Source organism: Pseudomaricurvus alkylphenolicus, assembly GCF_011683955.1.
GTDB lineage: Bacteria > Pseudomonadota > Gammaproteobacteria > Pseudomonadales > Cellvibrionaceae > Pseudomaricurvus > Pseudomaricurvus alkylphenolicus.
This window is the reverse complement of sequence record NZ_JAAQPI010000006.1, coordinates 43,647-63,201: the sequence shown is the minus strand read 5'-3', so window position 1 is coordinate 63,201 and position 19,555 is coordinate 43,647. Positions and strand designations below refer to the sequence as shown.

Annotated in this window: 13 protein-coding genes and 2 tRNA genes; 9 read left to right on the top strand and 6 right to left on the bottom strand. The window is 54.5% G+C overall.

The window, feature by feature from the left end; translation table 11 throughout:
• Positions 1-41 precede the first annotated feature (41 nt).
• The 4 genes from HBA55_RS16210 to HBA55_RS16195 all read right to left on the bottom strand — a co-directional run bounded on the left by HBA55_RS16210 (position 42) and on the right by HBA55_RS16195 (position 7,421).
• Entirely contained in the window at positions 42-3,479 is a 3,438-nt protein-coding gene (locus HBA55_RS16210; RefSeq protein ID WP_166993580.1) for a UvrD-helicase domain-containing protein, read from the bottom strand.
• The gene (locus HBA55_RS16205) at positions 3,466-6,240 is read right to left on the bottom strand and encodes a PD-(D/E)XK nuclease family protein (protein WP_166993578.1); all 2,775 of its coding nucleotides are present in this window, start codon (positions 6,238-6,240) and stop codon (positions 3,466-3,468) included. Before HBA55_RS16205 ends, HBA55_RS16210 begins: the two co-directional genes overlap by 14 nt.
• 204 nt (positions 6,241-6,444) lie before the next feature.
• Complete coding sequence (locus tag HBA55_RS16200; RefSeq protein WP_166993576.1) at positions 6,445-6,735, bottom strand: hypothetical protein; 291 nt, start codon at positions 6,733-6,735, stop codon at positions 6,445-6,447.
• Positions 6,736-6,974: 239 nt separating this feature from the next.
• The gene (locus HBA55_RS16195; RefSeq protein WP_166993574.1) at positions 6,975-7,421 is read right to left on the bottom strand and encodes a tetratricopeptide repeat protein; all 447 of its coding nucleotides are present in this window, start codon (positions 7,419-7,421) and stop codon (positions 6,975-6,977) included.
• Between the two features lie 111 nt (positions 7,422-7,532).
• Here HBA55_RS16195 and HBA55_RS16190 point away from each other — a divergent pair, with 111 nt between their 5' ends.
• From HBA55_RS16190 to HBA55_RS16180, 3 genes are all read left to right on the top strand, one after another.
• Positions 7,533-8,912: a DNA recombination protein RmuC gene (locus HBA55_RS16190; protein WP_166993572.1), complete on the top strand. Its 1,380-nt coding sequence runs from the start codon at positions 7,533-7,535 to the stop codon at positions 8,910-8,912.
• Positions 8,912-9,859, top strand: coding sequence for an AEC family transporter (locus tag HBA55_RS16185; RefSeq protein WP_166993570.1), 948 nt, complete (start codon positions 8,912-8,914; stop codon positions 9,857-9,859). The genes HBA55_RS16190 and HBA55_RS16185 overlap by 1 nt, the downstream gene beginning before the upstream one ends.
• Before the next feature lie 67 nt (positions 9,860-9,926).
• Positions 9,927-10,376, top strand: a complete 450-nt coding sequence (locus HBA55_RS16180; protein ID WP_166993568.1) for a DUF2489 domain-containing protein — start codon at positions 9,927-9,929, stop codon at positions 10,374-10,376.
• Between the two features lie 8 nt (positions 10,377-10,384).
• Here HBA55_RS16180 and trmA read toward each other — a convergent pair whose 3' ends face one another.
• The gene (gene trmA, locus HBA55_RS16175; RefSeq protein WP_166993566.1) at positions 10,385-11,476 is read right to left on the bottom strand and encodes a tRNA (uridine(54)-C5)-methyltransferase TrmA; all 1,092 of its coding nucleotides are present in this window, start codon (positions 11,474-11,476) and stop codon (positions 10,385-10,387) included.
• 140 nt (positions 11,477-11,616) lie between these two features.
• Between trmA and HBA55_RS16170 the strand changes: the two genes are divergently transcribed.
• Both HBA55_RS16170 and HBA55_RS16165 read left to right on the top strand, forming a co-directional pair.
• A complete protein-coding gene (locus HBA55_RS16170) occupies positions 11,617-12,123 on the top strand; it encodes a flavin reductase family protein (RefSeq protein WP_166993564.1) in 507 nt (168 codons plus the stop codon).
• 224 nt (positions 12,124-12,347) lie between these two features.
• Entirely contained in the window at positions 12,348-14,702 is a 2,355-nt protein-coding gene (locus HBA55_RS16165) for a DUF6351 family protein (protein ID WP_166993562.1), read from the top strand.
• A gap of 81 nt (positions 14,703-14,783) precedes the next feature.
• Here HBA55_RS16165 and HBA55_RS16160 read toward each other — a convergent pair whose 3' ends face one another.
• Positions 14,784-16,295, bottom strand: coding sequence for a two-component system sensor histidine kinase NtrB (locus HBA55_RS16160; RefSeq protein WP_166993560.1), 1,512 nt, complete (start codon positions 16,293-16,295; stop codon positions 14,784-14,786).
• Between the two features lie 135 nt (positions 16,296-16,430).
• On the opposite strand from HBA55_RS16160, the gene HBA55_RS16155 reads away from it, so the two are divergent.
• The 4 genes from HBA55_RS16155 (at position 16,431) to HBA55_RS16140 (ending at position 19,536) form a co-directional block, all read left to right on the top strand.
• A tRNA-Val gene (locus tag HBA55_RS16155) sits at positions 16,431-16,506 on the top strand.
• Between the two features lie 58 nt (positions 16,507-16,564).
• A tRNA-Asp gene (locus HBA55_RS16150) sits at positions 16,565-16,641 on the top strand.
• 574 nt (positions 16,642-17,215) lie between these two features.
• Positions 17,216-18,550: a hypothetical protein gene (locus HBA55_RS16145; RefSeq protein WP_166993558.1), complete on the top strand. Its 1,335-nt coding sequence runs from the start codon at positions 17,216-17,218 to the stop codon at positions 18,548-18,550.
• Positions 18,550-19,536, top strand: coding sequence for a 1-aminocyclopropane-1-carboxylate deaminase/D-cysteine desulfhydrase (locus HBA55_RS16140; protein WP_166993556.1), 987 nt, complete (start codon positions 18,550-18,552; stop codon positions 19,534-19,536). Before HBA55_RS16145 ends, HBA55_RS16140 begins: the two co-directional genes overlap by 1 nt.
• Positions 19,537-19,555: the final 19 nt, after the last annotated feature.

Here is a 19,555-nt window from a genome sequence, read left to right as displayed (position 1 = left end):
TTCTACTGAAAACCAGGGGCCAACTGTAGGGGTTTTTCCTGTCAGGGCATTTTATCGTCGCTCCAGTTAACTTCCTGCAGGCGGCCCAACATTGGGAAATAGAGCGCCGCTTTGGGGGGTGGCCCCGGGTCTTGGACAAATAGCTGGCAGTAACGTCGCAGCTGGTTTTGGTACTGCCGTACTTCCACCTCCAGAAATTCCTCCAATGTCTGGTTTGCCGAGGGTTCGCTGCTCTTATAGTCGACCACCCACCGCTGGTTCTTTTCATCGACAAAAGTGCGATCAATGATCAGGTTTCGAGCTTTTGTGGTTCCACTCCAGAGAGAGAGTTCGGCCTCTCCATGGCGGTGATTTCCCAGAATCCAACGGCCGGCGGGGTCTTCCAGGGTGCGGCGCAGGCCCAGCTCCAGACGGTCCAGCGCCTGGGGCAGATCCTTGCCGTTGACGCCCAGCTCCCGCAGCTGAACCCGCCAAAAATCTTTCTGACGCTCAATCCTGGCGCTGTCCCAAAGCAACAGATCGGTTCCGGCGATCTGAGCCAGGCAGCGGTGTAAGACAGTGCCGGTATGTCGTGCGGCACGGTGGCGATAACCCTCATCGGAGACCTGGTTGTCTTCGTCGTCGGTTTCCCGCCCGCGGTAGGCGGCAAGCAGACTGCCCGGCACAGACACCGGTCGACGCCAGTGAGGGCTTAAGCGACGAAGATACGCCAAAGGTTCTTCTGCCTCTGTTCGGGATTGCTCACCCGATTGTCTGTGGAGTTGCGCCTGATGTTCCAGTTGTGGCCAAAGTGAATACAGCAGGCTGCCGCTCGCCGGTGCCTTGCAGCCATCCTTTTTGTTGTCGCTATTGACCAGGGCCAGTAAGTGCAGCCGCTTGATGGCTCTGGTGCAGCCGACATAGAGCAGCCTGGTGGACTCCAGCTGGTTCTTGACCTTTTGTTCGTGACGCAGGAACTGGTACAAAGGATCGGGATCGTCACCCGTGGCCGACAATGGGCTGAGCAACAACTGTTTTTGGTGCCCGCGGTTGATGCGCTCCTGCCAGATCAGCAGAGGTTTATCGTCAGCGCGCTGGCCTTTATCCAGGCCGGGGATGATGACGGTGTCGAATTCCAGGCCCTTGGACTTGTGGATGGTCATTACCTGAATCTGCGGACCGGCTTCGGTCGCCGGGCGCGCATAGAGTTGATTCACCGCCAATTGGAACTCCTGCCAGCGCTCGATACGACCGCCACTGTCGTAGCGCTCCAGCAGCGCAAAAAAGTCCCGAGCGTTGTCGAGATCGATATGATCAAACAGTGCTGCCGGTCCGCCCAGAGCCAGCCATAGCCCTTCGATTCTATGTCTCAAGCTTTTGCGCGAGCGCTGTTTCCAGGTCTGGATCAACTGCGGGGCAGCGCGATTAAGAATAGCCTGGCCGTCAGCGCTGATGATGCCATCAAACGGATTGTTGGCAGCGGGCAGCAGCGATTTTTCTAACTGCTGAATGATTAAAGGCTGTTGCCTGGTGTCTTCACCGCTGTCTTCGATGTGGGTAGCCACCACCAGCAAATCCGCATGGTCGAGGCCAATCCAGGGGCTGCGCAGCAGTGCCAGCCAGGCGTTGCGATCGCTCGGATCCAGCTGGGCTCTGGTCAGACTTATCAGATCCACAACGGCCATGCGATTGGCCAGGGGCTCGATATCGGTGGCCTGCCAGGGTAATCCGGCCGCCTGCAAGGTCGGAATCACGGCCTGTAAATGGGGCCTGCTACGCACCAGTATGGCGATGCTGCCTTGCGGGTCTTCAATCCGCGCCTGTTTGGCCAATTCGACGACGGCCTCGGCTTCAGCGTTGCGGTCCGGGTGATCGACAAATAACTGTGCCTGAACTGCGGGACCCTCCAGCTCCGGCTTGAAGGCGATTGAGCCGGAATAGCACACCGCGCCGCGGGAGATATCGTCGCTTTCCGGAAACGCCTGTTCAAAGGTGTGGTTGACCCAGTCCACCACGCCGGTTTGAGAGCGGAAATTGACGGTCAGATTCAGGGGCTGCAGTGGCACGTCGCCGATACCTGCTTTACGCGCATCCAGAAAGATACCCACATTGGCATCCCGGAAGCCATAACAGGACTGCATGCCATCGCCCACGATAAACAGTGTGCGGCCATCGTCGGGTTGCCAACCGGCGGTCAGTTTTTCCAGCAATTGCAGTTGCGGCGAGGCGGTATCCTGGAATTCATCGACGAGAATGTGACGAATCTGGTGGTCCAGAATCAGGCTGAGATCGGTGGGTTCGTCAGCACTGCCCAGAGCATAGAGCGCGCCCTGGGTGATTTCGCTGAAGTCCGTGGCGTTGAGCTGGCGGAATACTAACTTGAGTTGCCCCACCACATGGGGCATAAGGCGGGTCAGGCTGTCCAGCAGCCGCCATTGTTGATGGTGATAGCGCGGCGGTGGCAACAGGCGGATAAACTGCAGCGCCGATAACAATCCAGTCTGTTCAGATAGCTCTGCCAGCAGTGCCGCCATGGCCTCTTTGCGGGCTTTGGCGGCCTCCTTGCCGGCTTTATCAGTACCGGCAGGGAAACCGCAATTTTTGTTGAGGCCCCGTGGCGAACGCCAGTCACCTTTCTGAGTGAGCAGCAGCTCTGCGACATGGCGCCAGGGGGTAAGTGCTGCGGGGGAATCCTCCGGCAACCCGACCATTCCTGCGAGCCGGCAAATGTCGCTGTCGGGTTTGTCTTTCAGGCAGTTATTGCCGGCATAGTCAGCCAGCAGGCACAGATCACTTTCCCAGGGCAGCAGATGTTCGGAGACCTGTTGCAGACTTTCGCCAATCATTTCATTCAGAACGCCTTCGAGATAATCCTTGGCGTCTCTTGCACTCAGCAGTGGCAGCAACCACTGATCGCGCTTTGCCAGCAGGCCGATCAAAAGATTGCTGACGGCATCCAGATTGTTGTCCAGGTGCGTCAGCAGCGCTGCCAGATCTTCGCGCAGCGGTCCTTCCTGTTCCAGGTCCGACAGTGTCATTTCCACAGCCTGACGGTAGGCTGTGGAGGGGTGTTCCAGTAATTGCGTGGTGCCACCGATGCCGCTGCTGACGGGATTGAACTGCGTCAGTGAGCGGCAAAGGCCATCAATGGTCTGGATTCGGAGTCGGTTGGGGTTGCGCAGCAGCTGCCAGTTTTTCTCCCGGTCCCTGGCGATAACCGCCTGGGCCAGGTCCCAGGACAATTGCTCGTGGGGCTGTTCCGGCCGTTCGGTATTGGCACCCCGGGTAATCGCTTCCACAATACGTTCGCGCATTTCGGCTGCGGCCTTGCGGGTAAAGGTGATACACACCACCTCTTCGGGCTGGTTACATAAGGGCAGTAACGTGAGCACTCTTTGGGTCAGCAATCCGGTCTTTCCCGAACCCGCCGGTGCGGTCACGGCAAAAGAGTTGCCGGGGTCCAGTGCCCGCTGTCTGGCTTCGTAATCAGCTGGCTGCATGATCCGCTCCCTGCTTAAAGGCTTGTTTTAACGGTTCCTGCTCCTGCCAGCGAAAAATCGGTGACAGTGCCTCATAGAAACGTTGCAGTTGCGGCGATTTGAACCCAGGATCGGCGTTGCCTTGGAGAAAGTCCTCACCCAATTGTCCTAACGTGGTACGCCAATGATTGAGAATGTCGGGCCAGTTTTCCGGCAGATCCAGTTCGCCACCTCGGGCCGTCGGAATGATGCCGTCGTGCTCGCCGGGTAATTCACCCAAGCCCTTGATCGCTACTTCGCGGGCATTGATTTGAGCAAAAACTACCGCCTCCACATCAGCCTTGTAACAGAGGCTATAGAGTGGAAGTTGAGGTTCTTCCGGCCGATCACTGCCCCAGCTGCGAGGCGAGGGATTGCCGGTTTTGTAATCGATCAGGATCAGCTCGCCGCTGTCGAGGCGATCAAGACGGTCCAGCCTTAACCGCAGTGGTAATCCGGCAAATTCCGTTTGGATAGACTCTTCATAGGACTGCACGGTAAAGGCGGGGCGTTGTTTTTCCAGCTCCAGCCATTGCAGAATCAATTGTTGTTGGCGGCGTTTTTCCAGCTGCAGATACCGCTCCCCAAGCTGATCCGGTTGTTTCAACCGATAGGCTTGCAGATGACGGTCGAGGCAGGTATCCACCAGGGATTGCAATTCGGTTTGCGCAAGCTCCAGCAATGCCTTTTGGTGCTTGAGCTTTTCCCAGAGATCGGCAAGGGCATTGTGCAGTATCTGGCCGCGGTCAATGGCACTCAATCCCAATGAGGGTTCAAGGGGCAGGCTGGCGCCCAGCCGGTGAATGCAGAATGCCGCCAGAGGGGAGATCGCCTGGTTGCGAAAGATTTGACTGCCGCCCTTGATTTGTTCCAGTTCGTCTTTTGAAACCGGTGGTGCATTTAAACAATTCACCCATTGCCACTGGCCACTGCGGGCACAGCTCTTGAGATATTCCTGCCAGTGTTCGCTGTGGGCTTCAAAATGCGGATGTTTTTCCGGGAGGTGGGCAATCAATGCGCTGTGATGCAGCGGCGTGTCGCCCTCGCTGGCGGCATAGCTGAAGATTACCTCGTCGGCACTGTTTTCGTATCCCCGGGTCAGGGTTTCGGCGTAATTTAATTCCCGTTCCGCATCGGCGTGAGGCATGCCATGGGCACGTTGCAATTCAAGCGGCAGAAGAGGATTGGGTTGGGGTACCGGCGGCCAGTCCCGCTGGTTCATGCCCAACACCCAACAGTGGGAGAACACCAGCCCCGATCCCTCCAATATTCCGAGAATCTGAATCGGTGAGTCCGGAGTCTGCGCCTGAAAGTGTTCACCTGCCGCCAGTTGGCCAAGACAATCCAGCGCTTCGCTGAGTGATAACTTTGTTCCCGTAAGGTCCAGTCGACAGAATTCCTCCAATAATTCGTACCAGCGGGTGACCTGTTGGTACTCGTTACTGTCGAGGCGCCGTTCTCCGGGCCAGTTGAGTAAATTCAGCTGTTCCAGGAAAAAGTCGGCCCATTGGCTGGGGGGGCGTTGACCACTATGGCGACGCTTCAGGCTTTCGAAATCCTGAAGGGTGCGATCCAGCCAATGGGGATAATTCAGCTCGCCGGATGCTTCACCGCCGGCAAGCTGATGGCAAATCTGTCGCAAGGTACTGACGCGAAGGTTGGGGCGCAAACGCGAACGTAGACGCTGACTCACCCGGGCGCAATGGGCCACATCGGTGCCGGCTCCCCAAAACGGTGAATTCATCAGGTGCACAAGATCTTCCAGCGGACGGCTGCTGAGGTTGAGCCTTAACAGATTCAATGCGTCACTGATTAAGGGAGTGCTGCCCAGTGGAATACCGGCGGAAAAGTTAAAGGGCAGGGTATACCTGGGCGTTTCCGGCAGTGCATAGTGAGGCTCGAATTCTTCGATAAATATTTGCTGGACCTGATTGCGAACCTGGCCGAGATTGGGGCTGATGATTGCCACGGTGCTGGTGGGGTCCGATTCAATCAGCTGATGTGCCCAGCGTGCTGCCTGGCGAATTTCGTCCTCGTCGTTATCCGTGCGGACTCTGAAACAGTGCGGTTGTTGAAGGGGTTGCTGAAACAGTTGTGGATCCCGGCGGCTCAGCGCATCGCAGCGGCGCTGCCTCAGGCTGATGGCATCGAGGGTGGTTCGTGTCAGCGGTGGCAGGTCATCGAAGCCCACCAGTGTGAGGGCTTGTTCGCCCGGGACGAGGCCTTGCCGGCATGCCTTCAGTACCTCCCGCTGCATATGCTCAAACGTCTGCAGGCCCAGTTCATCCAGTTTGTTTTCGAATTCCGTAGCCCAGCGCAACAGGGGGAGGTCTTCGTTCTCGCCATACTGGCGTTGGACATCCCCGATGGTCAGACTCCAGCGCAACAGGCTGCGGTAGGCGCTCTGTGCGTCAGTGGCCAGCCGCAGGGGATTGATCAGTTCTGCACCTTCGCTGTCAGCGCGGATAATATCCAGCCACAGTTGTCGCTGCTGAAATTCCGAGGCCAGAACCCGTGGCTGTTCCACGGCGGCCTGGTCCAGCAGAATCAGGTAATTTTCCCGAATCCATTCGCTCAGAGGATGCACCCTGGCGCCCGGCCAGGTCGTGAGCTGCTGTAGCTGGCAATGATGGTTGTAGGCCTCCTGTAGTTTGTTGCGCAGGCGGCTGTTGGGGGTGAGAATCAGGTAACCGGCTTGAATATCCGGCAGCAGGGGCTTGATATCAAAGAGTCTGGCCGACATAAGGGTGCGAAATTTCTCCATCCGTGTTGCTGGCGGATGATCTCACAGGGTATTAAGTAAAGCTATTGGAAAGCGTAGAGGGGTGGAATCGGCTGGGCTTTAACGTTTGATTTTGCACGCGTTACAACGTTAAGACGGGCAGGTCTGTATCGCTGGCGGAGTACGCCGGGTACTCCGCCAACAGAGATGCTGTGGTGCCTGGTCTCAGCCCGCCATACGGGACTTGTAGGCGCGTACGATTTTGTTGAAATCGGCAGCCACGGACTTCATTTTGTCGACCATGTTGTTGTGCTGCTTGGTGGAAATGTTGCACTTGAGGTAGGCTTCTGCATCCGCCAGGAAGGCTTTGACATCGTTCTTGGCCTTGACCATTTGCGGAGTAACCGCCGTGTCAGGGTCCGGCAGGGCCGGGGCCTCGGGCTTGGAGCAGGCCATAGCGGCCGAGGTGCAAGTTGCCAAAAGGAGGGCCGCCAGAAATTGCTTAGTCAGTTTCATGGAAGGTGTATCCTCAATTTTCGTCTTTTATTGTGATTTATATTCAGCCTTGCCTGGGGCACTAACCCCAGACTGCCTGGAACTAATCTAGCATAAGCCCTTTTCGGAATGTAACCCCTTATAGCAAAACATATGGCATTTAAAGTTGTGCTTATGCAGTTTGGTTTCTAAGTGTTCGATTTTTATGCGAAGAATGAAAAATGCGACAGGAGCAATACGCAAGAATAGGTAGATGATGATCAACTGAGCAGGTCTTTGATGGCGTCGAGATAGCGCGGGTCTTCTGTATCAAACAGCTTCTGGCCTCCCAGGCGCCAGGCGCGGTGCAGATGGTGACGGCCACTGGGGAGCCCCTCCATTTCACATAGGCACTGTCCCAGGCGCAGTTCCACAAAAGGGTTGTCTTTGACGCTGCCACAGTGCTGAGCAGAGCGCAGAGCTTCGCAGGCAGGCTGGTATTGTTGCAGTCGGAAATAGGTATCGCCAATGCCGGTCAGTACCCAGCCCGCCTCTGCATAGTTGACCTGGGGCTTGGGAAGCAGCAACCAGGCTTGGTAGAATTGTCGCAGCGCTTTTTTGAAATCGCCGTTGTCGTAATTTGCGTAGGCATCTGCACACTGGCTTTTTATCGTTTTAGAGATGCCCTCTGCCAGTGTTTTGTTGATTGGGGATGAGTGTTTGGTCATATTGAACACGAATGGTCCCTGCTGCGATCCTTCGAGAACGGCAAAAAGTCCAAAAATTAAAAACGCAATGGATAGTAACAAAGGCCTGATGTGGCCGTAAACGGAAATGCCATGCTCCAATCTCTTGAAGATTTAACTGCTGTCAGCTGGTGGCTGTGCCTCGCCGCGTTCGCTCTGGGGATAGGAGTTGCACTGGTATTGGTCCTGTTAAGAGGGCGCAGCAGGGCCACCGAGCTGGCGCTGGCGCGTCAGGAAATCGAGTTTCGGGACCAAAATCTGGACCAGATGTATCAACAAAAGGAGCAACAGCGGGAAGAACTGGATAGTTGGCAGTCCCGGTATCGTGAGTTGCAGGCAGAGTTTGCCGCCATGCAGTCGCAATATCGGGCTGAACAGGAGGGGCTCAGTACCCAGCTGCAATTGCTGCAACGAACCCGTGAACAGATGGGTACGGAATTTCAAATGCTGGCCAACCGTATTTTCGATGATAAGCAGGCCCGCTTTCAGGAACAGAGCCGCAACGCCCTCAATGCCAGCGTCGAACCGCTTCGGGAACAGCTGCAGGCATTTCGGCGCAAGGTGGAGGATGCCTACGAAAAAGAGAGTGCTGAGCGAAACCAACTGTTGGGGCAGGTGCAGGAGTTGCAAAAGCAAACCCGTCAAATGGGAGAGGATGCTATCAATCTCACCAATGCGCTCAAGGGCGACAACAAGGCCCAGGGAAATTGGGGAGAAATGATTCTGGAGCGGCTGTTGGAGCAGTCCGGGTTAGAGCGGGGCCGCGAGTACCTAATCCAAGCAGCGCTGAAAACCGAAGAGGGCCAACGCCGTAATCCGGATGTGGTGGTGAGGCTGCCGCACGGCAAAGATATTGTTATTGATTCGAAAGTGTCGCTGGTGGACCACGAGCGGGCGGTGAACGCGGACTCCGAAGCCGAGCGCTCAAGCTTTCTTGCCAGCCACGTTAATTCCGTTCGCACTCATATTCAACAGCTCGGCGCCAAAAACTACGAACAGCTGCAGGGCCTTCGCAGCCTGGATTTTGTGTTTATGTTTGTTCCGGTGGAATCGGCCTTTATGTCGGCGCTGCAGTCCGCTCCCTCGCTTTATCAAGAGGCCTCGGAAAAGGGTATCTTCCTGGTCAGCCCCACCACGCTGCTGGCCAGCCTGCGCACCGTTGAAAACATTTGGCGCACCGAAAAGCAAAACCGCAATGCCGAAAGTATTGCTCGCCAGGCTGGCGGCTTGCATGACCAGTTTGTGTTGCTGCTGGAAGCCCTGGATGATACTGGTCGACACATTCAGCGCGCCCAGGAAGCCTGGCAATTAAGCTGTAAACGCTTAAGCCATGGCCGTGGCAACCTGCTCAAGCGTGTTGATGATCTGCGCCAATTGGGGGCCAAGACCGGCAAACAGATTCCTCAACGCTGGTTGGCCAATGATCTGCAAGAGGTGGACAGTGAACAAGAAGGTGGGATCGCCGAGCGCTGATGTTTTTCGAAGTTCTACTGTTCAGCCTGTCGGTAACCACTCCCATCTTTGTGTGGTTGTGCCTGGGAATAGGCCTTAACTTTGCCGGTTGGTTGCCCCAGCGCCTGAGCGCTATGGGCACCTGGTTTGTCTTCCATATTTCCCTGCCGTTGCTGATGTTTACCAGTATCTCCAGGCAGCCGCTCCTGGATGCAGTGCAGCCACGGCTGACGCTGGTGCTGTTGGGGTGCACCCTAATGGTGTACTGGCTGGCAAAGGTCTGGAGTCGACGGCAACAGATGATGCCAAATCAGGCAACGGTATTTCAGCAGGGTGCACTGCGGGGCAATTTGGGCATTGTGGGTCTGTCCCTTTGCCTGAACGCCTACGGCAGTGACGCGCTGGCAACTGTGTCGGTGCTGATGGCGCTGGTGACGGTCCTCTATAACGTTTTGTCTGTGGTGTTATTCGTGCGCGGGATGAGTGATGATCCCGTTTCCATCGGGCAATTGTTCAAACAGATCTTCTCCAACCCTCTGATTGTCGCGATCGTTGCAGGTCTTCCCATATCGCTGGCGCGCTTGTCGCTTCCCGATTGGTTTGTGGTTAGCAGTGAAACCGTCATCAGCGTGTCTTTGCCGTTGGCGCTGGTTTGTATCGGAGCCAGCATGAATTATCGTGATGTTCGAGAAGGGTTGGCTCTTCTGTGGCAGGTGTCGGCGTTTAAATTGGTATTGATGCCGGTCGTGGCGGTGGGGATTTTGCTGCTACTGGGGGTTCATGGGCAGTCGCTGGGTACCGCATTTTTGCTATGTGCCTCACCCACCGCCGCCGCCAGTTACGTGGTCGCCCGCGCATACGGTGGGGATGCTGCCCTGGCCGCCAACATAGTGGTATTTACAACGGTATTATCTTTGGTCAGTATCAGCGCCGGTGTGTTCATGCTCAGCTTCTTTGGGTTGATGTGAGTTTAATTGATTGAAGTTGAGCCGGCATGTTTAGCAAAGTAAAGAGGTTGTAGTAGTGGGTTTGGAAATGGGTTTGCTCATCGGGGCTTTTGTCGTAGTCGTGATTCTTGCCGGGGTTGCGATTTATTACCAGTTGCGCCTGCGTGAGATGCGTCGTCATCAAGAGGAGCAGCGACAGGCGCTGGCGGCCGAGGGCAAAGCCCAGCGCAAGCGTGTTATTAAGAGCATTTACATTATTGCCCAAGGGGTGCTGGACGATCAGTTGACCATGACCGAAGGTGCCATTCGTATTAAGGTGCTGCTGGATGGTCTGGACGTGGACGATCAGTTACGTGAATCCTATCAGGCGTTTTATCACCTGGCGGCCGCCACGGACCACATTCCCATACTGGAAGCTTGGAAGAAACTCAGCACCAAACAAAAATTGGTGTTCGACAAGCAGAGAACCCAGCTGGAAAGCGACCACCGTGAGTTTGTGGTGGACGCCTGTAAACGCATCCTGCAACAGCAGTTTTAAGGACTTTATTAAGGGCGGCGGCTCAGCAGTGCACCGCATTCAATGTGATGGGTGTATGGGAACTGATCAAACAGGGCAAAGCGCTTGATATCGTGGGTCTCGCAGATGGATTCCAGATTACGCGCCAGTGTGTCGGGGTTGCAGGAAATGTACAGTATATGATCGAAGCGTTTGACCACATCGGTGGTGTGGTCATCAAGCCCTGCACGAGGCGGATCCACAAATACCGTGGAAAAGCGATAACTCCCCAGGTCGATATCTCTTAAGCGGCGAAAGCTGCGTACTCCGTCCATCGCCTGTGAAAACTCCTCGCTCGACATACGCACGATTTGCACATTGTCGATCTGATTTTGGGCCAGATTGTGGAGGGCGGAGTGGACAGAGGTCTTGGAAATTTCGGTGGCCAGCACACGATCGAACTGCTGCGACAGCGGCAGGGTAAAGTTACCATTGCCACAGTAAAGCTCTAATAGGTCGCCAGACAGGGGGGCCGCGGACTCGACCGCCCAGGCCAGCATCTTTTCACAGACCCGGGCGTTGGGTTGGGTAAACCCGCTCTCGACCTGTTGGTATGAAAAGGTCCTTTCCTTCACCTGCAGGCATTCTGTCACGCTGTCCTGACCGATTACCCGCTTTTGCTTGCGGCTGCGGCCGATAAGACTGCACCCCAGAGATGTGGACAGAGCTTCCGCTTCGGCCTGCCAGGCATCGTCCAGAGGCTTGTGATAGATCAGTGTGATCACCGCCTCACCACTCAATGTGGTGAGGAATTCCGCCTGGAACAGCTTGCGCGAGAGCGGCTCACTGGCGTTGACGGCACCCAGCAATCTGGGCATCAGGCTGTTGATCAGTTCGCTGCCGACGGGAAAGTCCTCAATGATAAAGGGCTTCTTATACTCGCCGGGTTGGTACATGGCATAGTGGGCCTGCCCCTTTTCATGCCAGATCTTAAATTCCGCACGCATGCGGAAGTGGCTCTCGGGGGAGCGGAAAACCTTCAGTTCGGGGATCTGGAAGCGGGCGAACTGGGTGTCAATACGGGCACGCTTTTCTTCAAGTTGCTGCTCGTATTGTTCAGGAAAGACGCTGTTAATGCTCATTTCGAGTGCGGACATCTGGCAAAGGGAGGCGATTATACGGTTTTGTATCCCCGCTGACCAACTGCTATATATCCAATAGATAGGTTACAATGCGCGACGCACTCAATGGGCTATAAGCCTACTCGTTATAAGGCAATTGTATGAAAAATGTGGATCTGGCTCAGGCGATGAGAGAAGGCATGCGGCGTCTGGCGTCCGGAGTGTGTGTATTATCCACCCGGGATACGCAGCAGCATCCTTTGGCCATGACGGCAACCTCTGTTACCTCGGTCTCTGACGAGCCCGCCTCCTTGCTGGTCTGTGTCAATAAAAGTGCCCGCATCCACCAGGCAATTACGGAAGGCGCTGATTTCTGCATCAACCTCCTGCACCAGTCCCAGCAGGAAGTGTCCAACCGCTGTGCTGGTGGAGACCAGGGCGAGAGTCGCTTTGAGGTGGGTAATTGGGTGCTGGATGAGGGGTTACCTTATCTGTCGGACGGACTTGCGGCATTCTTCTGCCAGCAGGATAAGCTGGTACCCTATGGCACCCACACAATTGTGATCGGGACCATTAACAGGGTGCTGGTCAGTGAAAACGATGTTATTGATCCTCTCATGTACCTCAATGGCGGCTATCAGTTGCTGGCGGGTGTCGACGAGGGCTGAATCTAATCCATTGTTAAGACGATTTTGTTGTTTCCGGCTTGGCAAGACTCGGTCCCTCGCTATAAGCGGTATTTGACGCTGTAACAACCAATTAGAAAATCTCACAGCTGTACGGCAAGCGGCTACTAACCCCGGCAGAACCATGAGCGCACTGTGAACATCCGGTCGCATTCCATTCGTTGCCAGAGTCGGTCGCTATCTATACTCAAAGGACGGAGGTCGTTATGTTGCGAGTATTCAAATGGCTGGCCGCAGGCTGCGCCCTGATTCTGGCGATTGTGTCAGTGGCGGGTGGCTTGTACATCTATCAGCAGTTGCCCACCTTTCATCAGGCTCCTGACGGAATTATTGAAACGCTACCAGACAGCTGGCTGGCTCGAATCAGCAAACCCCGGGCCTCCTATCGCGGTCTGCACCCATCGCAAACCCTAAGGCCTCAGGAAACCTTTACTTTTCCCATCCGCCCAGGTGAAACAGGACCACAGCAAACCCTGTTTGCCGGGCCGCCCAGTTACCCGTTCTGGTGTGGACAAAACCTTGTTACCAACGAGGCACCGCTGGTTGATAATCACGATGGTGTAGGTGTGCCGGTACATGAACCGCATGAATCCGGTGAAGGCAGGGGAAGGCTCCTCGGGTACAGTCGAGACTGCACTCATCCAACGGTGGCGGGGTACTATTTTAAAAGCGCGACGGATGGCCGTTTCTACCTCTTGGGCAGTATTGATCACCCCATCGAACAAATAGAGGTTGAAGGTAAATCCACGGACTTTGTGGTGCGGATGGAAACCGGCACTATCAATCGCTATTTTTACGCCATTGCGGTGTTGCGTGGGGAAGGGGAAACCCTGTCACAACCCACTGCAAATCGATGGAATGGAAAGCTGATTTATCAGTTTCGGGGTGGGGTTGGCATTGGTAAACGCCAGGGTAATATCAAACCCGGCGATGTGCTCGCGCGCCGTCGTGATCAGTTGCGGGAGGGGTATGCTGTGGTGTATTCCTCCGCAAACCAGACCAGTAATCATTACAATATCTGGCTGGCGGAAGATACCGCGCTGCGGGTCAAACGCCAATTCATCGCTCTCTATGGCGAACCGGAATACACGGTCGGTGTTGGCGGTTCCGGTGGTGCGATTCAGCAATATCTATTGGCTCAGAATCATCCCGGTTTGCTCGACGGTATTATTCCGCTTTATTCCTACCCTGATATGATCAGCCAGACCATTTATGTGTTGGATTGCGAACCTCTGGAATATTATTTTGATGTACAGGATCGGCACAATCATCGCTGGCGGGACTGGTCTGAGCGAGTGGCGGTGGAAGGGTTGAGTTCTGCAGATGCCAAGGTCAACTACTTTAATGTGCTCGACACGCTGGCGTCACTGGCTCGCGGGGACTTCGACAGAATCAGCCGAAACTTTGAAGGCGGCAGTGAGTGTGTTCAATCCTGGCGTGGCCTTACGCCGTTGATTCACAATCCGCGTTTTGTGCACTTTCAACGCTATTTTTCAAAAGAGGTGCAGCGACTGACACAGTGGACTCACTGGGAAGATCTGCATATGTTTTATGGGCGTGACCAGTCCGGCTTTGCCCGCTCCACCTGGGATAATGTGGGCGTTCAGTACGGGCTGGCGGCGCTGGTGCAAGGTCGCCTGGAAATAGAAGAATTTCTCGAACTCAACGCCCGTGTCGGTGGCTGGAAAACGGCTGAACAAATGCAACCGGAACGCTACTGGTTTTTGCAGGGGCAGTGGTTCCCGGTAGAGTTCTCAGCCTGGAGTCACCAGAATCTGAATTTGTCGGATTCCGAGAAAAATCCGGCACCACGAACTCAGGCCAGTCTGGAGGCGATCGAGGCGGCTTATCGTTCCGGACATGTTTTTCTTGGTGACATTGATCTGCCCATTCTGGATGTGCGACATTATCTGGATCGCAAGCTGGACATGCATCATGCCTCGGCCTCTTTTATGACGCGGGCGCGACTGAACAAGCGTATGGGGCGTTCGGATCATCAGGCGATTTGGATCAGTCATCGCAAGTTCAATCCGGTTAATGATGCTTTTACGGTGATGGACGAATGGTTGCTGAATCTAAAGGCGAATCCCGATAAAGGTGTAGCCGGTAATCGCCCTGTCGAGGCGGGGGATACCTGTTTTGGTCGGCGGGGGAATGTGATTGCCCGTGGCGAGGGGGTCTGGGACGGTGAATGGAATGGGCGGCAAGAAGGTCGCTGCAGCAAAGTTTTTCCGAGTTATCCCACATCTCGTGAGATTGCCGGTGCGCCAATCAACGGGGACATTTTTAAATGTCATTTACAACCGGTAAAAACAGCGGTAGAGAAGGGGGTATACGGCAAGCTGGATATGGGGGCTTACGTCGCCCGGCTCGAACGAATATTCCCCGATGGGGTTTGTGACTACGAGTTGGCGGATATGGGATTTCCGAAAGAGCTTGAACCCATTCGTCGCTTGGCTGTTGAACCAGCGCCTTCGCAGGGCGTTTCTGAAAAAGACGAACCACCCGTGAAGCCAGTGACTATTTCGCATTTGGAAACCGAAAAAGGGCCAGAGTCTTAGACAAGTCCACTCGTCCGTCCTTAATCCATTACTCCTGCGTTCTTGTTAGAAAAGTAAACCGGTGAGATTTCTCCGAACGAACTACGGAGAAGGAATCGTTGCCAGAGATTCGGTGCGGTTCGCCAGTGGCAGGGTAATAATAAACACCGTGCCCTTGCCGGGGTTGGATTCCACTTCGATGGTGCCGTCGTGATGTTCAGTGACGATAAAGTAAGTCACGGATAATCCCAGCCCGGTGCCTTTGCCAACATCCTTGGTGGTAAAAAACGGCTCGAAAATATGCCGCCGTACCGATTCCGCCATGCCGGGACCATTGTCTTCCACTTCAATGCGGATCGATTCTCCCTGACGTCGAGTGCGTAAGGTTATGCTGGGATTTAATGGCGCACCGTACTCTTCATCGCGAAAAGCCTGACAGGCGTTGCGCAGTAAATTCAGAATGACCTGCTGCATCTCTGTGGCGGAGCAGAGCACCGGCGGTAAACCCTGCTCGAATTCCCTGACGACCTGCAACTGCTCAGATCCATCCGGTGTGGTCAGCTCAAAGGAATTGGCGGCCAGTTCCAGGCTATGTTCCAGTAGATTGGCAATGTCGGTCAGTTTGTGATTGCGGGTGTTGCTGCGCGAAAACTCCAGCATATTGGTAACGATTCGTGCTGAGCGATCTCCGGCCTCGCGAATACCATCCAGGAATTTAAAGATATCCCGGGCCTCCAGATAGGCCCGGACCTTGGCGACCTCAATGCCCAGCTCTTGTGCTGTGTGGTGATTGGGTTCCAGCTCGGTGGAAGTTCTGCGGTAAATGTTTTGGATGCCGTGCAATATGGCACTTAGCGGGTTATTGATCTCATGGGCCATGCCGGCGGCCAGTTCACCCAGCGACATCATCTTTTCGTTCTGGATCATCATATTCTCCATGCGCACCCGCATGGTGACATCGTCGAGTCGGATGACGGCGCCGGTGACTTCAGAGGAAAGCAGGGGGTAAATGGTGAGGTCACTGTGCTGGGAATGACTGCCTTCACCATGTTGGATGTTTTCGCTGATCTGGGGCACGCCGTTATCGATAGTCTCTTCGATCATTGTGGTGGTCACCGGTAAGTCCGGATAGACATCGAACAGATGACGCCCCAGGGCTTCGGTAGATTCGATATCAGTCGCCCGACTGGCCGCGGCGTTCCAGTGGGTAACAACACCCTGGCGGGTGATGCCGATTAACACTGAGGGCATGGAGTTAATGATGCTATTGAGATAATCCTGAGTTTCCCGCAGCAGCTCCTCAGTAATTTCGTGTTTGGCAATTTCGTCATAGAGCTGGTTATTGATATTGCGCAGCTTGTTGGTGCGCTCAATCACTCGTTGCTCCAGATCTTTCTGGGCGTTTTTAAGGTTATTGCGTTTGCGTTTGTACTTTTTACGGCTCAGTTGAATGATCACAATGATCAACATCTGTACAAACACAATGCCCCAGGCCAGATAGAGATCGGTGGATGTTGTTTGTTGCGCCAGGCATGCGGGTGACAACAGGCTCAAGCTAGCAAAGAGCCAGGTCGCTGGGACGAGCTTGGCGTCACGAACGCAGTTACGGGTCATTGGCGCTCCTCAAATTTCCCCTGGAGGAAGGATATTTTGTTTACTAAATCAGCAAGTTAGCAAGTATTACGAGAATTTGTCAAAAACGTTTGACACCTCATCGGATTTCGGTAGAATGCGCAGCTCTTGCACAGGGGGTGGTTAGCTCAGCTGGGAGAGCATCGCCCTTACAAGGCGAGGGTCGGGGGTTCGATCCCCTCACCACCCACCAAGCAGGAATCTGGGTTTCCCGGCAAAAGTTGGGTTTTCCAGGTAGTAGGTTAAGCAGCGGACCGGTAGTTCAGTTGGTTAGAATGCCGGCCTGTCACGCCGGAGGTCGCGGGTTCGAGTCCCGTCCGGTCCGCCAATTAACTTATCCTCTTCTCTGGATGTACTTCTCTTATCCAGTCTGATTTCACAGATTATCCACATTTGGCTCTCAGCTTATCCACACTCGTGTTAGTCTGAATATCGGCTGCAATTATAAGCTTTCTGTCTAAGAACGTTCATCGAAATGTCATCTACACTGCCTAGTATCGGAATCGATCACAGAGGGAGCTGCAGATCACTCTAGCCCAGTGCAAGAGCAGAATAACCAATCACCAGGGAGCTAATAGCGTAAGGAGGCATTATGCAAGATTATCTCGAAGAGCTGCTGGAAGAGTCTTTCCAGGACTTCGACGACGACGAATGGGTAGAAGACGGCGTCGATATGTAAATATCTGGTATCCAACCAGAACTCTCGTGCACCGGGCTCCTTAAGGCGTTCGCCACTTTGCCCGGTGCCAAAGAAGCTTTTCTCTTTATTTCCTTCCCTCAATGCAATAGTTGCATTTGCTGACCTAATCACAGATAGTCAGGGCAGTTCAGCGCATAATCGACTAGCATTAGTTCAGGTTATTAGCCAAACAGACCTGTGTTAGCCGCCTTGGGATGAAATTATGACTTACGTGCAGGATGAAGCCGTTGCAGTGCTTATTTTCTCTGAAAATGAGCTCAGCAGGGAGATGCTTTATCCGGAATTTGAGGCCGTGCTGGATGGTTTTATTCCCCTGCCCGAACAGGCGTCCACCGAGGTTCACGCAGTCTATCTGCGTATTATCGGCGGTGATGACGGGCCTGTGGTCAAAGGTGCCGTATTCTTTCTGATCAATTTCGATAAAGATGGCTTCCCGGATCGCAGCTGGAATGTGCCACTTGAGCAGTTGGTGGAGTCTGCGGAGCGGGGGCCCGATCTCGGTGGAGGGCCGATTCGCCTGTCTTGTCGCAGCCAGTGCTCCATCGCCTGGCATCAACAGCAGCTTTGGGATCCCGTGATGGAGCCAGAGCACAATCAATTGGAGCAGATTCGCGCGGCCATAAGCAGAAACCGCCTGCAGCTGTCTTTCTACCAGCCAGAGGAGGTGACGGAAGCGCCTCCTGCGGAAGGCACTGGCGGCGCGCCGTCGCCTCAGCTACAAAAGGAAAAGCAACGTCTGGAGCAACAACTAAAGGAGCAGAAACTTCGGGTTTCTGCGCTGCAGGAGCAGCACCGACAGGAGTTGTCGGGGTTAAAACAATCCCATCAGCAGCGCTTACAATTGCAACAGGCAGAGATCGAGGACAGTCTGAAGTCTCGCCAGCAGGCGGATCAACAACGGCAGCAGTTGCAGCAGCAGAATGAGATGCTCGAAAAGAAAATCGAAGGCCTGCGCGAGTATTTCGAGCACAAACTCAACAGTATCAAGAATGTCGATCAGGCCGCTCTGGATTCTCTGCGAGAACACTACGAGAACGAGCGCGAGGCAGAAATTGAAGCCGCTACCGCACCATTGCAGGAACAGTTGCAAATGCGGGAAATTGAAACTATGTACCAACAGACGCAAACGGCAGGCCTGCAGGAGGAAATCGCGAGGTTACGCGGTGAGCGGGAGGATTTGCTGAATAACAGCGGCAATCGACTGCTGGAACAGTTGCATCAGCAAGGCGTCAGTTTTGTGACTTACCAGCCCGGTGCCGGGCATATGACGATTCCCGTTGCGGATATCGCAGGTTATCTGGAAGACCAACAAGGTTACATTGCCAAGGTTTGTGGCGTCGGTGATGATCTGTACCAAAACTGGCTCAGTCACTATCGCAATCCGGTTTGCTGTGCACTGGTCAGTGGAGGTGAGCAGTGCGGTGCCGGTGTCGACCGGGTGGACCAGCCCAGAGACTTTTTGCTGGGTGAAAGTGATCGATGTGAACAGCATCGTCATAGCACAGAGGAGCTGACCCAACGTATGGCGAGTCCCTGATGAACCTCTCTGCTCAGACTCAAACACCGCTCTCTGTGGTCCAGATGTTGGCGTTGTCTGCGGATGAGTGGGCGGCGAGAAATCCGCCTGAGCCTGTAGAGTACGCGCCTTTGAAGCAAAAGGGTATTGACCTTTGGATGAAGCGGGAAGATCGATTACATCCCCAGGTGTCTGGTAACAAAGCCTATAAACTGCTTGGCCATTGGCAGCAGGCTAATGCCCAAAACGCATCCTGTTTGCTGAGTTTTGGCGGTTACTACTCCAATCATCTGCATGCGCTTGCCAATTTTGGCGCCAGCGTTGGTGTGAATACGGTTGGCATAATTCGCGGGCATGAACCGGAACGGTTAACGCCGACTCTGGAAGATTGCAGGGCGCTGGGTATGACACTGAAGTTTGTCAGTCGACAACGGTACCGCGATAAGCTTGACCCTCAATGGCTGGCGCAGTTGTCCGAAGAGTTTCCACGGGCCTACATCATTCCGGAGGGCGGTGCGGATCGTTGGGGTATGCTCGGTTGCAGTGGTTTGATGTCCCGTTTGCGAACACAAATCGATTTGCAAAATGCAACGATTTGCCTTCCCTGTGGAACCGGTACAACCCTGGCGGGTATGGCTTCGGTCAGTATCGCGGGTGAAACCTTGCTTGGCTTCAGCGCACTGAAACTGGGTGAACGCTATCAGCAATATTGCGATGAGATCGCTTGCATGATGGAGGGGTTTGACAGCTTTGGCCGATGGTCGATCAATGCAGATTTTCACTGCGGTGGCTTTGCTCGCCAGACCCCGGAATTGCTCGCCTTCAGTCAAGACTTTGAAGAAAGTACGGACATTGCGCTGGACCCCGTGTATACCGCCAAAATGATGTTTGGCATTGTACAGTTGGCTTCGCAGGGTCGCTGGAACCCCGGACAACGAATTATTGCTATTCATACCGGTGGTTTACAGGGAAGAAGAAGCCCCGGAATAACGGATGATCTGAATTAACGCTATGCAAGGAAACCAT

Excerpts from the sequence above, each read along its gene's own strand:
- HBA55_RS16200 (WP_166993576.1), bottom strand. The coding sequence starts at position 6,735 with ATGAAACTGACTAAGCAATTTCTGGCGGCCCTCCTTTTGGCAACTTGC.
- HBA55_RS16190 (WP_166993572.1), top strand. The coding sequence starts at position 7,533 with ATGCTCCAATCTCTTGAAGATTTAACTGCTGTCAGCTGGTGGCTGTGC.
- HBA55_RS16205 (WP_166993578.1), bottom strand. The coding sequence starts at position 6,240 with ATGTCGGCCAGACTCTTTGATATCAAGCCCCTGCTGCCGGATATTCAA.
- HBA55_RS16160 (WP_166993560.1), bottom strand. The coding sequence starts at position 16,295 with ATGACCCGTAACTGCGTTCGTGACGCCAAGCTCGTCCCAGCGACCTGG.
- trmA (WP_166993566.1), bottom strand. The coding sequence starts at position 11,476 with ATGAGCATTAACAGCGTCTTTCCTGAACAATACGAGCAGCAACTTGAA.
- HBA55_RS16145 (WP_166993558.1), top strand. The coding sequence starts at position 17,216 with ATGACTTACGTGCAGGATGAAGCCGTTGCAGTGCTTATTTTCTCTGAA.
- HBA55_RS16210 (WP_166993580.1), bottom strand. The coding sequence starts at position 3,479 with ATGCAGCCAGCTGATTACGAAGCCAGACAGCGGGCACTGGACCCCGGC.
- HBA55_RS16140 (WP_166993556.1), top strand. The coding sequence starts at position 18,550 with ATGAACCTCTCTGCTCAGACTCAAACACCGCTCTCTGTGGTCCAGATG.
- HBA55_RS16180 (WP_166993568.1), top strand. The coding sequence starts at position 9,927 with ATGGGTTTGCTCATCGGGGCTTTTGTCGTAGTCGTGATTCTTGCCGGG.
- HBA55_RS16185 (WP_166993570.1), top strand. The coding sequence starts at position 8,912 with ATGTTTTTCGAAGTTCTACTGTTCAGCCTGTCGGTAACCACTCCCATC.
- HBA55_RS16195 (WP_166993574.1), bottom strand. The coding sequence starts at position 7,421 with ATGACCAAACACTCATCCCCAATCAACAAAACACTGGCAGAGGGCATC.
- HBA55_RS16165 (WP_166993562.1), top strand. The coding sequence starts at position 12,348 with ATGTTGCGAGTATTCAAATGGCTGGCCGCAGGCTGCGCCCTGATTCTG.
- HBA55_RS16170 (WP_166993564.1), top strand. The coding sequence starts at position 11,617 with ATGAAAAATGTGGATCTGGCTCAGGCGATGAGAGAAGGCATGCGGCGT.